Annotated in this window: 11 protein-coding genes; 8 read left to right on the top strand and 3 right to left on the bottom strand. The window is 41.9% G+C overall.

All coding sequences use genetic code 11. The features are described from left to right. Positions 1–278: 278 nt before the first annotated feature. The 3 genes from N4627_RS08215 to N4627_RS08205 form a co-directional block, all read right to left on the bottom strand. Positions 279–2,948, bottom strand: a complete 2,670-nt coding sequence (locus tag N4627_RS08215) for an HAD-IC family P-type ATPase (protein ID WP_260964662.1) — start codon at positions 2,946–2,948, stop codon at positions 279–281. Positions 2,949–3,400: 452 nt separating this feature from the next. After that, the gene (locus tag N4627_RS08210; protein WP_003716535.1) at positions 3,401–4,714 is read right to left on the bottom strand and encodes an MFS transporter; all 1,314 of its coding nucleotides are present in this window, start codon (positions 4,712–4,714) and stop codon (positions 3,401–3,403) included. 179 nt (positions 4,715–4,893) lie between these two features. Beyond that, on the bottom strand, positions 4,894–6,288 hold the full coding sequence (locus tag N4627_RS08205) for an APC family permease (RefSeq protein WP_003716536.1): 1,395 nt from the start codon (positions 6,286–6,288) through the stop codon (positions 4,894–4,896). Between the two features lie 135 nt (positions 6,289–6,423). Here N4627_RS08205 and N4627_RS08200 point away from each other — a divergent pair, with 135 nt between their 5' ends. From N4627_RS08200 to N4627_RS08165, 8 genes are all read left to right on the top strand, one after another. After that, positions 6,424–6,837: a bis(5'-nucleosyl)-tetraphosphatase gene (locus N4627_RS08200; protein WP_003716537.1), complete on the top strand. Its 414-nt coding sequence runs from the start codon at positions 6,424–6,426 to the stop codon at positions 6,835–6,837. A gap of 1 nt (position 6,838) precedes the next feature. Next, positions 6,839–7,408, top strand: coding sequence for a guanylate kinase (locus tag N4627_RS08195; protein ID WP_191336868.1), 570 nt, complete (start codon positions 6,839–6,841; stop codon positions 7,406–7,408). Positions 7,409–7,449: 41 nt separating this feature from the next. Then, a complete protein-coding gene (locus tag N4627_RS08190; RefSeq protein WP_003716539.1) occupies positions 7,450–7,893 on the top strand; it encodes a Fur family transcriptional regulator in 444 nt (147 codons plus the stop codon). Positions 7,894–7,964: 71 nt separating this feature from the next. Beyond that, positions 7,965–8,381, top strand: a complete 417-nt coding sequence (locus tag N4627_RS08185) for a hypothetical protein (RefSeq protein WP_003716540.1) — start codon at positions 7,965–7,967, stop codon at positions 8,379–8,381. Positions 8,382–8,399: 18 nt separating this feature from the next. Continuing rightward, on the top strand, positions 8,400–9,257 hold the full coding sequence (locus tag N4627_RS08180) for a DUF6681 family protein (RefSeq protein WP_003716541.1): 858 nt from the start codon (positions 8,400–8,402) through the stop codon (positions 9,255–9,257). Positions 9,258–9,411: 154 nt separating this feature from the next. After that, positions 9,412–9,972 carry a TetR/AcrR family transcriptional regulator gene (locus tag N4627_RS08175; RefSeq protein WP_098044539.1) on the top strand — a complete coding sequence of 187 codons (561 nt, stop codon included), beginning with the start codon at positions 9,412–9,414 and terminating at the stop codon, positions 9,970–9,972. A 42-nt stretch (positions 9,973–10,014) separates the two neighbouring features. Beyond that, positions 10,015–12,648, top strand: coding sequence for a YhgE/Pip domain-containing protein (locus N4627_RS08170; protein WP_260964655.1), 2,634 nt, complete (start codon positions 10,015–10,017; stop codon positions 12,646–12,648). Positions 12,649–12,850: 202 nt separating this feature from the next. Next, positions 12,851–14,083: an L-lactate MFS transporter gene (locus N4627_RS08165; RefSeq protein WP_260964653.1), complete on the top strand. Its 1,233-nt coding sequence runs from the start codon at positions 12,851–12,853 to the stop codon at positions 14,081–14,083. Positions 14,084–14,175: the final 92 nt, after the last annotated feature.

Genomic DNA, 14,175 nt, shown 5'->3' with positions numbered 1-14,175 from the left:
CCAAATGATTAAGTGAACCCGGCAATTCATTAAACCGTTCTATAGGTACACTAAAATCACTCAGCCTCGAATAGAGCTAGAGGCTGAGGAGGAAGATTGTTGTAATTGATTATTAAATACTAACATTGATCTTTCTCCTTTCGTGTACTTGATGTTTCTTAGAATACCATTAGAAATTTAATTTTGCAAGCCCTAAATTGGCGATTATTTGTGCGGTTAAATATTAACGGGTAAAGAAAAATCGGTGAAAAGACTGTTCTTTCACCGATTAAAGCTATTTAATTTACTTTTTTCACCCTTGACCGAATCCACTTATCTCCTTCAGTGAAAATCATAATCAAGCAGGAGAAGAGGATTACGGCACCCCATTCAGCGAGACTGATTCCAGTAACATGGAAAGCAGTTTGCATAAACGGTACGTAAGTCAAGAAGAGCTGGAAGATAATCATCAATCCAATTACGCCCCAGGCATTTTTGCTAATATCGTTAATTTGAGTTAACCCGTACTGTTCAGTTCTAATACTGAAGAAGTAGAAGACCTTACTGATAACAATTGTGTTTACCATCATTGTTGTGGCGTTTATTTCGCTTGCACCACCCCGGATGAACCATTCGTATCCAATTAAGGCGAAAATTGCCATTAACGCAGATACATAACCCATTTGGAAGAGATCATGACGATTCATCAATCGCTGAGTAATTGGTCGTGGTGAACGTTCCATAATCCCATCCTCAGCCTTTTCAAAGACAAAGGCAAACTGGATTGTGATGGCGGCAATTAGGTTAATCCAAAGTAGCTGGGCAGGTTGTAGCGGAACTTGTTGGCCAGTCAGAATTGAGAAAGCAACGACAAGTCCTTCAGCAAAGGAAGTTGGCAGGAGGAAGAGAATACTCTTCTTAATGTTGTCGTAGATCCGACGACCTTCTTTAATTACCGCTGCCATGGTAGCAAAGTTATCGTCACCAAGGATCATGTCAGCAGCATCCTTAGCTACGTCCGTTCCCTTGATTCCCATGGCAACTCCAATGTCAGCCTTCTTTAATGCTGGAGCATCATTTACCCCATCACCAACCATGGCGGTAACCTGTTGTTGGTTTTGCAGTGCTTCAACAATTTCGAGCTTGTTTTGCGGGGTTGTTCGGGCAAAGACCTGGTTGTTCATTGCAGCAGTTTCCCGTTCCTTTGCTGATAGCTTATCCCATTCCGCACCGGTAATGGCATTAATCGGACCATTAGTTAATCCTAACTCCTTACCAATTGCCCGAGCAGTTTGCGGGTCATCACCAGTAATCATCTTAACGTGAACACCAGCAGTATTCATCTTCTTTAAGGCGACAATTACTTCTTCCCGTGGCGCATCAAGCAATGCAGCTAGGCCAAGAAATTTAATTCCCTTGTAAAGGTGTTCGTGTTCTACCTCAGTTAAGTTTTCGTTGCTTGGTACTGGCTGATAACCAACGGCAATCACCCGCTTACCAGCACTTGACCAGTCGTTAACCCGTTGTTGCCACTTGGCAAGGTCAAAGCTTGGATCTTCTTTTTGAGCCATTTCAAATAACTTATCAGGAGAACCCTTGATGAAGATTACTTTTTCGTGGCTTTCTTGGTTCTCTGTCAGTTCGGCAATGTACCGGTAATCAGAGTCAAATGGTAACAGGTCAATTTCGGCATACTGTGATTGGTGCTTAGGACCATATGCCTTGTGATAGAGCGTTAAGAAGGCACCATCAGTAGGCTCACCATTAATGTGCCAAGCACCATCGTTTTCGCTTAACACGGTATCGTTGGCTTGATAACCAGCTTCAACAAAAAGTTTGAGTTGGTCAGTAAGTGGCGCTTTTTTACCGTTAAATTTAATTTCACCGGTTGGTGCGTATCCAGTTCCTGAAACTTGATAGAGTTGATCGCCAACCCACAGTTCAGTCGCTGTCATTTCATTTTTGGTCAATGTCCCAGTTTTATCAGTTGCAATCACGTCAACCGAACCGAGAGTTTCTACGGCAGGCATTGACTTAATAATTGTCTTATACAATTTGGCCATTTTACTGATTCCAAAGGCTAGGATCACAGAAGTAATCGCTGGTAAACCTTCAGGGATCGCCCCCACAAGCATTGCAACAACAGCAAGCGCTAATGAAGGGAGTGAGTAAATTTTAAGCATAAACCCAACGATGAAGACGATAATCGAGGTTGTGATCGTAATGTACGAAACCACTGTCCCAACATGATCAATTTCCCGGGTAAGCGGGGTCTTCTTTGGCTTAATGTGGGCAACTTCTTGAGAAATTTTCCCAATTTCAGTCTGCTCAGCAGTAGCAATTACAACCCCCAGACCGCTTCCGCTTGTTACGGAAGTGGAAGCATATGCCATGTTTACGCGTTCTGCTAACGGAATATCAGTATCAGTCAATGCTTGGTCTGTTTTAATGACAGAGTTCGTTTCCCCAGTCAACGCAGATTCTTCAATCCGTAAATTATCTGCAGAAACAATCCTCAAGTCGGCCGGAACGTTGTCACCAGCCTCAAGGAAAACCACGTCACCAACAACTAGATCAGCAGCATCGATGTCCTGACGTTTACCGTCTCGATAGACGGTTGCCTGATTAGCCATCATTTCCTTAATTTTGGCAAGGGCATTGGCAGCACTAGTTTCCTGGAAGTACCCGATCAAGGAATTTAAGATAACCACAGCCCCAATAACGATGGCGTCAGTATAGTGCCCAATAATGATTGTTAATAACGTTGCAACTAACAGAATGTAGATCACAATGTTGTTAAATTGACGAAGGAAGATTTTCCACTTAGGAGTCGGCTTTACTTCAAGGACGTTTTGACCATCGCTGGCTAGCTTTTGCTTTACCTCGGCACTAGTTAAACCCTGAGTGAAGTCCGTTAAGTTGAATTCTTTCTTTAATTCATCAGTAGTTAATTGATATTGTTCTTTCATTTTGCTCCTCAAATATTTACTATAAAGCAACAATCTCATGGGATCCCGTCCCCATGATTAACAGTCGGTTGTTCGCTTTGAGTTAAGTTGCTTTAATCAGTCCTTTTCTTATTTTTTCGTAAGAATATTATACCATTCTGGTTAAGGTGAGAAGGCGCTATTAAAGGATTTTTAGACAATAGTTCAATGAAAATTCATAAATAAATAAGCTGGGAATTAACTTTCTCGGAGGGACGGTTGACTAATCTAGAACGATGAATGATGAGGAACTCATCAGAGTCGTTCGTAGCCGAATAGGCTTGCTTCGCTGCGTTAGGCTCGAGTCCCTCAGTTACGATACGAAGTGAGCCTATTTGGATTCCCGCAATTAGACTCTGTAAGTTTGGAGAGCACTAAGTATAAATAACCTAAGACTATTTCTGGCTCTGAACTAATCTTAGGTTATTTGATATCTATTTGCTTTTCACAAATCGTGGCGATGTTTCGGGAGCCCAGAGAAGGCAGATCAGACCACCGATGATTAAAACGATGGTGCAAACGAGCATTGCGAGATGCGCACCACCAATGTTAGTCAATACTGGCAAGAGAAAGGTTCCGCTAGCAGCACCAATCCGACTAATTGTGATACAAGTTCCAACTCCGGTAGCCCGAACTTTAATGTCAAAGAGTTCGGTTGGGTAAGGGTAGTCAAGGGTCAACCCTGAAGAAAGGATGATTGAGAATAGTGCAAAAATCCCAATTTGAAAGCCGAAAGACGACTGAGGGCCAATGATCATGCCGATCAAACTAAGTGCAGATAGGAAGAAGGTTCCAATTAAGAATGCTCGGCGACTGATTCTTTTGAAAATCCATGCACCAATCAATACTCCCACCATCATGCAACCGTTGTAAATTATTCCTGATAAATTACTATCGCCCATATGCATACTCTTTAATAGAATCGGTAAAAAGATACTGATGCCAAAGAAAGCAAACGCCTGGCAAGCATAAAATAATCCACCGACAAGTGTTCGGCAACGGTACTTTTTACTAAATAAGATCGTCCAGGAAATGTTGTCAACGGGTTTAGCTTTAAGGAGACGGAGAGGAAGACCCCAGCGTTTACCAATATGCTTTTGGATTAACTTCTGGGCCTTTTTATTTTCACCCTGACTAGCAAGCCAGCTAGGAGAAGCAGGGAGCTTGGATACTGAACGAAAGATTCCGGCAATTAATCCAGGAACAGCAGAAGAAGCAAGGATCGCTTGCCAATTATGACTGCCAAAACCGCTAATCATAATCCCGGCAATGTAGGAAAGAATAAAGCCGACTGTCCAGTAGATAATTAATTGGCTTTGTTGTTTACCACTTTCTTTTGCTGGCAGCCATTCAACGAGCAGTGAGTTTCCTACAGTGTAGTCAATGGCAATCATTAAGCCAATAAGGAGACGAAGAATAAACAATAAGAACAGGTTAGTAGTTACTAACTGAAGAAGCGAAAAGACCGCAAAAAGATACATGTCAACCAATAGCATTCGACGTCGACCAAACTGATCGGCAATTCGTCCCATTAGTGCGCTTCCCATGAGTCCCAGTAAACTACCAGCACCGATTAAGCCGACCCAAAAATCATTGATGGTAATATAATGCTGTGCTTGAGTAAGCCCGGTACCACTAATACCTAGGGCATACCCACAGGCAATTTGACCAAGAATAATCGCAAATAAAACGCGAAAGTGAACGGCTTTTAACGGTGCTTTCTTGTAATTCTTTTTTGTATATTCCATAAATATTAGACAGTCATTTAAGAGTGTCTATTAATTGATTCCTCCTTGAAATTAACAATAAATTTTAAAACAGATTGTTAAAAACACTAACAAACTTGAAACTGGGCTGTCAAATATTTATCAGGGAATAAGAAAGCGGATTAGCTTCTGAAATGGAGCCAATCCGCAGAGCTTTAAATTTAATTTTGTTTGTCGTTTAGTTTACTGTGCCAGTAACCATAAGTGAAGTAGATAATGATTCCCAGTGTAAACCAAATTCCGGCACCAATATAAGTTTCGAGCTGTAACTGGGTCATCATTGCCAGACAAAGCAGTCCGGAAAGAATCGGAATAAATGGGTAAAGGGGAACCTTAAAGCCACCACGATTACCAATATCCTTTCGGCGACGGAGAGGAATAATTCCAAATGAAACCAGTGTAAAGGCAAATAAGGTCCCAATGTTAACTAAACTAGTTAATTGATCAAGTGAAACTAAACCGCCCATGGTAGCGATGATCACGGCCACAATCCAGAGGGCCACTTGTGGAGAGTGACTCTTCTTATCTAGCTTTCCCAGAAATGCTGGGAGTAATCCGTCACGGCCGATCGCGTAAATTAGTCGAGAACTTGAGTAGATCATGGCAACCATCATGGTAAACATTCCAATTAGTGCCCCGATTGAAAGCAGTTCTGCCAGCCAGTTTTGGTGAACTAGCTGAAGAGCGTATGATACCGGGTTAGCGACATCCAGTCGTGTATACTTCACCATCCCTGTAAGAACAATAGCAACCCCCATGTAGAGCAGGGTAACAATTCCTAAAGTCCCGATAATTCCAAGCGGCATGTTGCGCTTTGGATTCTTCACCTCAGCAGCTGAACTAGAAACACAGTCAAAACCTAAGTAAGCAAAGAAACCAATCGTTGCCCCATGAATAACCCCGCTCATGTGGTAAGGCAAGAATGGGTGGTAATTCTTTGGCTTGATGAAGAACAATCCAGCAACAATAAAAATTAGAATAATGGCAACTTTAATCACCACCGCAATGTTGTTAACCCGAACGGAAGATTGCAGACCACGAGATAACATTACGGTGATTAAGAGGACGATGACAACCGCAACGATATTGATATATGTACCGTGTGCGGGATCAAATGGACCAGATAAGGCATGGGGAATCTTTAACCCAAAACTTTCAATAAATGAATTAAAGTAGGCCGCCCACCCCGTTGAGACTGATGCCACGGCAAGCATATATTCCAGAACCAGCGCCCAGCCAAGGAGCCAACCAAAGAATTCGCCGAACACCACGTTACCATAAGAATAAGCACTACCAGCAACGGGTAATGCTGAAGCAAACTCAGCATAACACATTGCAGCAAATGCACAGACAATTGCGGAAAGCAAGAAGGAAAGGGAGACTCCCGGTCCAGCTTGCTTAGCCGCGATGGTACCAGGAAGAATGAAAATCCCAGTCCCAATGACGGTTCCGATCCCGATAGCCATCAGATCACGAGCATTCATCGTCTTAACAAAAAGCTTATCAGCTCCAAGGTAACGATCGAGGCTTTCTTTTCGGAAAATGTTTAAGCCCATCTTTAACCCACCTTTGCTATAATAAATTTAGCGACAAGGGACAATTCCTGTCGCGGATACTAAATATAATACATTTGATTAACATTAAAAGTCAATTAGAAACATTAGATTATTTTTAAAGGGAGTCAAGTAACTATGGCAATTGAAATCACTAGTGGTGCTGTTGTTTACCGAAAGAATAATGGTGAAATTGAATATTTACTGTTAGAAAGTCAGAATAAGGGCCATTTTTGGGGATTCCCTAAAGGTCACGTTGAAGGAAACGAAACCTTAGAAGAGACTGCTAAGCGAGAAATTAAAGAAGAAACGCAATTAGTGCTGCCAATCGACACTAGTTTTCATGTATATACCGAATATGACTTGCCAAATGGTAATCGGAAGCAGATGACGCTGTATACTGCAGACTTAACGCAGAGCGAAGATATTCATTTACAAGCAGAAGAAATTAAAAACTGCGGTTGGTTTAACTATGCTGACGCTCGGGAACGGTTGACTTACGACAATCTCAAGCAACTTCTCGATCAAGTTAACGATCATTTAACCAAGTAATATGAATTTCGGGAAAGTATTTGTAATTGCCGGTGCAGCTGGTTCGGGAAAAACAACGGTTGCTAAGTATCTTCATGACCGTTACAAAATGGAACGGGTTATTACCCATACAACGCGAGCATCTCGCCCAAATGAACGGGATGGGGTTGATTACCATTTTGAGACGCCAGCTTCAATGAACAAACTTCATTTATTAGAATCCGTTGAATATGATCACCACCTTTACGGCTCTTCATTGGAAAGCTTGGTTGCGGGATGGCAGACGGGGCATGATAACGTGATTGTGCTGGATACTAAGGGCGCGTTCACCTATTACCAGAAGCTTGGTGATCGCGCGGTAATTATCTTTTTGACGGTGAGTCATATTGCATCGTTAGCTCATCGAATGGTTAAACGGGGAGATAAATTACGGGCAGTTCATTCAAGACTGAAGAGCCCTGAGTATCATCGGGACCTTCATTTGCCAGATGAGCTTAAAGGGATTGCAAACGTTGTTGTTAATGATTCCTGGTCGCAAACAACTAATCAGATTGACCAAATAGTAAGACGAATCAGTTCAGAAAAAGACTGATTTGTGGTAGAATATTTTTCTCATTGGGGAGGTGGCATTAGATGAGTACCCTTGTAGAGCAAGCTCGTAAGGTATTAAAGGATAATGGTTCACGATGGACTAAGCAGCGTCAGCAAATGATTGAGATTTTAGCTGAGCATCCTGATCACTACATTGATTTTACGGATGTTGATCAGCGCTTGCGAAAGGATAATCCGGGACTTAGCCATGGAACTGTATACCGGAACCTAAAGGATTTTGAAAGCTTGGGGATTGTTGAAACGAGACAAGCTGGTGAACGGATGCAGGTTAAGGTTTGTTGTGATTCCAACCATCACCATCATTTTATTTGTGATGTTTGTGGCAGGGTGCAAGAGATCAAAATGCCACCGATTGACTATGCTTTTTTTGCCAAGCAGCTGCCGGGGGCCAAAATTAATGGGCATACGTTTGAACTGCATGGCATTTGTGCTAATTGTCGGGCAAACAAGAAAAAGGCAAAATAATTTCAATTTTCCTTAACATTTATGGAGGAAAAAAGCGAGTATGATAGGTTGTAGAAAAGGAGCATTTATTTATGGCAAATAAAATCCCACCTTTCGTAACTCCCTTTGCGTTGTTTTCAATCGTATTAGCACTGGGAGCTACTAACGTTGTGGTTAATCACGCAACGCATACATCTGAAGGTGCACGAGTAAGTTCTACCTCATCGGTTAGTCGACGAATGGACTCTGATGACAGTAGTTCAGTTAGCCGGTCATCTTCACAACAGGATGAAAGCGAACAGCAATCTTCCAGTACTCGTAGTAATAACAATTCAACTACTCAGGAAAATCAAAATAATACTGGGAACGATACTGAACGCTCATCCTCGACTACTACCCAGAATAAGCAAAATAACGGTGGTAATACTTCAACTGGCAATGAAAACCAGACAGGTCAATCAAATAGTGGTCAAAATACTAATAATCAGACCACGACTGATAATCAATAAGCGGGGTGAACCTAACTAATGTTTAGTTTTCTCGATATGATTAACTCATCGCTAAGTTACTTTAACTTGGACGTTAAATTAAAGAACCGGATTTATATTATTCTGGCAACTCTGGGTGATATTTATTTGGTATACGTGACTTTTCGCTTATTCATTAACCAAGCCTGGTTGCGAGGCTTTTTGTATTGCTTAGCGATGATTGCAATCACATACTTTATTTACGTTAACTTTGTTTTTTACTTTTTAGGAAAGACATCACAATTTGATTTTTTGTCTCCACGGATTGCCAAAATTACGGGGCAAAGATTTGCGGATAATAATCAGTCACAAATGAGACGGGGAGCAAACCGGTATTCAACCGGGCTTGCTAACCAGTCAAACGGCCTTTTTGATGGTGCAGATACTATTCCCGCAACCGTTGAGATTGACCAAGCGGAACAGGAGAACCTCCAAAAAGTGGTTGACCGGCTCTTAACAGAAAAGATCTTTGTCAATGATTTTAACGGGATGAATGAACGGGAGATTATCCGTCAATACCAAGAGACCCATAAACCAGTTCAAGCATTGAATGCGGAGTCAATTCCACCATTTTTTGAACTGGTCCATGATCCGCTTCGTCACCGCCTCGAAATTTATATGGGGATGAACCAAATGGAGCGACGGCCAGTTGGGCATATTTCGAAGATTGGGTTGACCGATGTTCGGGAAGCCCACCAGAAGTACCGAATTTATTTGGCCAACTTGGTCGTGGTTGACGGGCCAAACAAAATTCCCGGCCGAAGCGGCACCACAATCATGACAACTGCCGACTATGGGCTGAAAGCTCAGGTTGCTTATCGTCAACGAACTTCAAATCAAAGAACTACAATTGAATAAAATGTTGGATAGTAAAACTATTGTCCCAATCTTAATGAGACAATAGTTTCTTTTTGTCTTATTTTAGAGCAGACGTGCCAAATTAACTCTGTTGTCTATTTTTGACACGGTTTACAATATTCATTGCAAAATCGGCGAAAAGGAGGGGAAAGTTGTGCGAGTCACGAGAACCGTGCGTGATTTTCAAAATGCATTGTTGACGTTGCTTGAAGAATATTCCTTTGAGCACTTAACCGTTGACCAGATTTGTCAAGAAGCGTTATTACACCGGAGCAGTTTTTACCGTTATTTCCGTGATAAATATGACCTCCTTGAACAAACTCTGGGAACACAAATAAACCACTTGGTTGATAGTAGTGATTCTGAAGATGATCTAATTAAGCAGTTAATTTACTACGTCAATGATCATAAGAACGTTTTTCGGCACTTAGCATCTGAAAGTGCTCATAGTTCGCTGTATGCTGAAATGATGCATATCTTAAGCCAGATTATGTTGGAACGTCGGCGTGAAAAGAGCAATGATTCTGTTATCCAATTATTACAACAAACCGATGATCCGGAGATGCTGGCTTATGTTTTGAGTGGCGCACTGATCGGCACGTTTTATTGGTGGCAGGAGAAAAACTATGATGTTTCAATTGAGCATGTGATTGAATTTGCCAAACGAACGATGCAGTCGTTATCAATTGGTCGTCAATTGGAACAAAAACGATGAAACTATTAATAAAAATATTTAGGGGATAAGAGGAGAATAGAAATGTGGAATGCGATTAAAGCAGAATTTAAGAATATCCTGCACAATCGACTATTATTGATTTCCACTACTGTTATTTGTATCATCCCATTCCTTTACAGTATCTTTTTCCTGAAGTCTGTTTGGGATCCATATGGGAGTACAGAAAACTTACCAGTAGCGGTTGTCAATAAGGATGTTCCAGTTGAATATCGTGGACAAACGATGGATATTGGACACCGGATGGTTAAAGAATTAAAGAAGAATAAGCAATTAAAGTGGGAAATCGTTTCACCAGAAAAGGCACATTACGGTTTAACCCACCGGAAATATTACACAGTAGTGACGATCCCAAAGGACTTTTCGAAAAACGCCACAACTGTATTGGATAAGCATCCTAAGCAAATGCAGTTGAAGTACGAGACTAATGGTTCTCTTAACTACATTGGTCAAGTAATTAGTCAACTCGGGATGACTAAGCTAAACGAAAGTATTCGGGCACAAGTTACCCGGGCATACGCTACGGCAATGTTCAAGGCTTTGCATACTGTTGGTAAGGGAATGAGTACTGCTTCTAACGGGGCAAAGCAATTGAGTACTGGAATGGTTACTCTTCAAAGCGGGGTTAACCAATACGTCGCCGGGGTTTCCCAAGTAAACAACGGTGTTCAAACATTACGGGTAAGCGTTGCCCCATTAGCTGCCGGTGCTCAACAATTAGCATCTGGTAGTCAAACGCTTGCTAGCGGTATCCGCCAATACACTGGTGGTGTCGGTCAGCTTGCTGCTGGATTGAGCAAGTTGAACGCTAATTCTGGTGCGTTGAACTCTGGTGCGAGCCAGTTGCAAGGCGGCTTGAATACATTGAGCGGTAATTCTGGTCAGTTACGAAGTGGATCTGATCGATTAGCAACTGGTGCAAGTCAGTTAAATAGTACTGTTAATAGTCAGCTAGGCAATATTGACTTTAACGGTATTATGGGGGCAATGAATCAAGCCCAGGACCTTCAAAAGGGATTAACCCAATTACAAGCTGGTTTAACGACTGCTAAGGCTGCTTTAGCTGGTGTTCAAGAAAGTGCGGGTAAGCTTCAACAGGCTTCTGGTGCTCTTGCTGGTGTCAGTCAGGTTAAAGGACAATTAACGAGTGCTGCAAGCGGAGCCGGTAGTGTTGCCAAAAGTGATGCTGAGATCGCTGGTAAATTACAAGAACTTGCAGGTTCAACTAGTGATAATAATATTAAGAGCCAATTAGGTGCATTAGCTGCACAAGCTGGAGCAAATGCTAAAACTGCTGGGGAAAGTGCTAAAACTATTGCCAGTGTGGGTGATACATTAACTAGTTTAAATAGCTTGGGGAGTTCTCTAAGTGATATGCAATCGCAACTTGGTCAGCTTTCTCAAATGTCAACAATTCTTGATAATGCTGATGGCACAATCAAGCAAGCTAATACATTACTAAACACTTTAAATGGTTATAAGGGTACTTTATCGTCAATGCCAGATGCTGTTAATAAATTGAAAGAAGCTACTGGCCAAATTTCTTCTGGTGCCAATACGTTGAACGCTGGTGTCAACCAATACACTAACGGAGTAGATACCGCTGCCGCTGGTGCCGGGGCGTTAACATCTGGGATTGGTCAATACACCGCTGGGGTTGCGCAAGCAGGTGCTGGGGTTGGTCAATTAACGGCTAACTCTGGTGCATTAAATGCTGGTGCTGGTCAACTTGCTGGTGCCCTTGGTCAACTGAATGGTCAGGTTCCTGCATTGACTGCGGGGGTTAACCAATTAGCTGCTGGTACCCAGCAATTAGTTGATAATTCACCTGCCCTTGTTCAGGGAATTACCAAGTTAAATGTTGGTGCTGCTAAGCTCTCAACTGCTCTTGGCAAGGGTGCAAAGACGATCAACGGTATTAAGACTTCTAACCGGACTGCTAAGATGATTGCTGAACCTTCAGTTGAAAAGCACTCTAACTACAGTTACGTACCAAACTACGGTCATGCATTGGCACCTTATGTTTTGTCAGTTGCCCTCTATGTTGGTATGTTGGTCTTCAACTTTGTTTACCCAATTCGGCGGGTTGCGGATCCAGATGCTTCTGCAACTGCTTGGTGGTTCAGTAAGGTTGTCGTTGGTGCGGTAGCCGCAATTGCCATGGCCGTTGTTGAATGTGGAATCATGATGATGTGTGGACTAACAATTGACCACGTTCCGTCATTCTTTACCACAACAATCCTCTTTGGACTCGCTTCAATGGCCGTCGTAATGTTCTTGTCGATGACCTTTGATAACCCAGGACGGTTTGTTGCCATGGTTCTTCTGATGTTACAACTTGGTGGTTCCGGTGGGACATTCCCAATGGAAGTTACCATGAAGTTCTACAACGTTATTCACTGGTACTTACCAATGACCTACTCAATTCTTGGTCTTCGTGATTCAATCAGTGGTGGTCTTGGTACTCACTACACATTGTTCTGTAACCTTGTCCTTCTCGGAATCGCAGTTGTCTTTAACTTGTTACTCTTATTAACGATGAAGGGAATTGCATCACACGAATTCCGTGCACCAACTGTCGAAAGCTTAAAAGCTAACGAACACGGTCCAATGGGTAAGGGCGATGGCTTTACATCAAACGGTCAAGATAATAAATAGAATTTAATTATGATTAATAAGAGCTGGAAAAGCATTAACTTTTCCGGCTCTTTTAATAATTTATTATTTAATCGCTTACAACATTAAAGTTCGTGTTTTACTTATTGTTTAATTAAAAATCCTGTGCTATTTTTTAAACACCGAACTAATAGAGCTTATTTAAAAATAATGTTCGGAAATAATAGTAAAGGAAGTATCAAGAATGGCAAAGACGAGAAACCGGTATGGAGTCGCAATTGCGGGGGTAATTCTCCACTTAATGATTGGTGGGGTATATGCTTGGAGTGTATTCACCAAGCCAATTTCTGCCTATACTGGTTGGAAGGAAACATCAGTATCATTTGCATTTAGTTTGGCAATCTTCTTTTTAGGAATGTCAGCTGCATTTATGGGACGGTTGGTTGAAAAGTTTGGCCCAAACGTTACTGGAACAATCTCAAGTATTTGTTACGGAAGCGGAATCGCATTAACCGGATTAGCTATCCAATCACACCACTTATGGTTGCTTTACTTAGCGTATGGTGTTATTGGCGGATTAGGGTTAGGTTCTGGCTATGTTACACCAGTATCAACAATTGTTCGCTGGTTCCCTGACAAGCGGGGGTTAGCTACCGGGTTAGCGATTATGGGATTCGGTTTTGCGGCAATGCTTACTGGTCCAGTTGCTCAACACCTGATGGCACTTGTTGGGATTGCTAATACCTTTTACGTTTTAGGAGCATTTTACTTTGTTGTAATGATTGTGGCTGCTCAATTTATTAAAAAGCCACGTCCTCATGAATTACCACAAGCAATCGCTGAGAACGCTCAACGGGTAAGTTTAACCAACCAAGAATTAACTGCCAACCAAGCATTAAAGACCCGGACTTTTGCATTCTTGTGGTTCATGTTCTTTATCAACATCACAACTGGAATTGGACTTGTTTCAGCTGCATCACCAATGGCTCAGAACATGACGACAATGACTGCCAGTGCTGCTGCGGTAATGGTCGGGATCATTGGTTTATTCAACGGTTTCGGTCGACTTGCCTGGGCAACATTATCTGACTTTATCGGTCGGCCACTCACATATAGTTTGATCTTTGTGTTAGATATTTTAATGCTCTTCGTTCTCCTCTTCTTCAAGACACCATTTATCTTTGCATTAGCGCTCTGCTTGTTAATGTCATGCTACGGTGCCGGATTCTCAGTAATTCCAGCATACCTTGGCGATGTCTTTGGAACAAAGGAATTAGGAGCAATTCATGGCTACATCTTGACTGCCTGGGCTGCAGCGGGGATGGTTGGACCAATCCTTCTTTCCTACACTCACCAAGTACTCCACAATTACTATGTAACTTTGATTGTCTTTGTTATTATTGATGCTTTAGCAATGATTGTTTCCGTTTGGATTCAGCGTGATTTTGTCACTTGTCGGGAAACTAAGGCTGCTTAACTTGAAAAATAACTTTCTAATTTAAAAGCTGAAGGCTAGTTAAACTGGTCTCCAGCTTTTTGTTTGTCCTAATAATTTAGTATAATAAAGAA

This window comes from Limosilactobacillus vaginalis (genome assembly GCF_025311515.1).
Classification (GTDB): Bacteria; Bacillota; Bacilli; order Lactobacillales; family Lactobacillaceae; genus Limosilactobacillus; species Limosilactobacillus vaginalis.
Note: the sequence above shows the minus strand (reverse complement) of the source record. Positions and strands in the feature narration are given on the sequence as shown.

Coding starts and splice junctions, on each gene's coding strand:
- N4627_RS08215 (WP_260964662.1), bottom strand. CDS start 2,948: ATGAAAGAACAATATCAATTAACTACTGATGAATTAAAGAAAGAATTC.
- N4627_RS08210 (WP_003716535.1), bottom strand. CDS start 4,714: ATGGAATATACAAAAAAGAATTACAAGAAAGCACCGTTAAAAGCCGTT.
- N4627_RS08205 (WP_003716536.1), bottom strand. CDS start 6,288: ATGGGCTTAAACATTTTCCGAAAAGAAAGCCTCGATCGTTACCTTGGA.
- N4627_RS08200 (WP_003716537.1), top strand. CDS start 6,424: ATGGCAATTGAAATCACTAGTGGTGCTGTTGTTTACCGAAAGAATAAT.
- N4627_RS08195 (WP_191336868.1), top strand. CDS start 6,839: ATGAATTTCGGGAAAGTATTTGTAATTGCCGGTGCAGCTGGTTCGGGA.
- N4627_RS08190 (WP_003716539.1), top strand. CDS start 7,450: ATGAGTACCCTTGTAGAGCAAGCTCGTAAGGTATTAAAGGATAATGGT.
- N4627_RS08185 (WP_003716540.1), top strand. CDS start 7,965: ATGGCAAATAAAATCCCACCTTTCGTAACTCCCTTTGCGTTGTTTTCA.
- N4627_RS08180 (WP_003716541.1), top strand. CDS start 8,400: ATGTTTAGTTTTCTCGATATGATTAACTCATCGCTAAGTTACTTTAAC.
- N4627_RS08170 (WP_260964655.1), top strand. CDS start 10,015: ATGTGGAATGCGATTAAAGCAGAATTTAAGAATATCCTGCACAATCGA.
- N4627_RS08165 (WP_260964653.1), top strand. CDS start 12,851: ATGGCAAAGACGAGAAACCGGTATGGAGTCGCAATTGCGGGGGTAATT.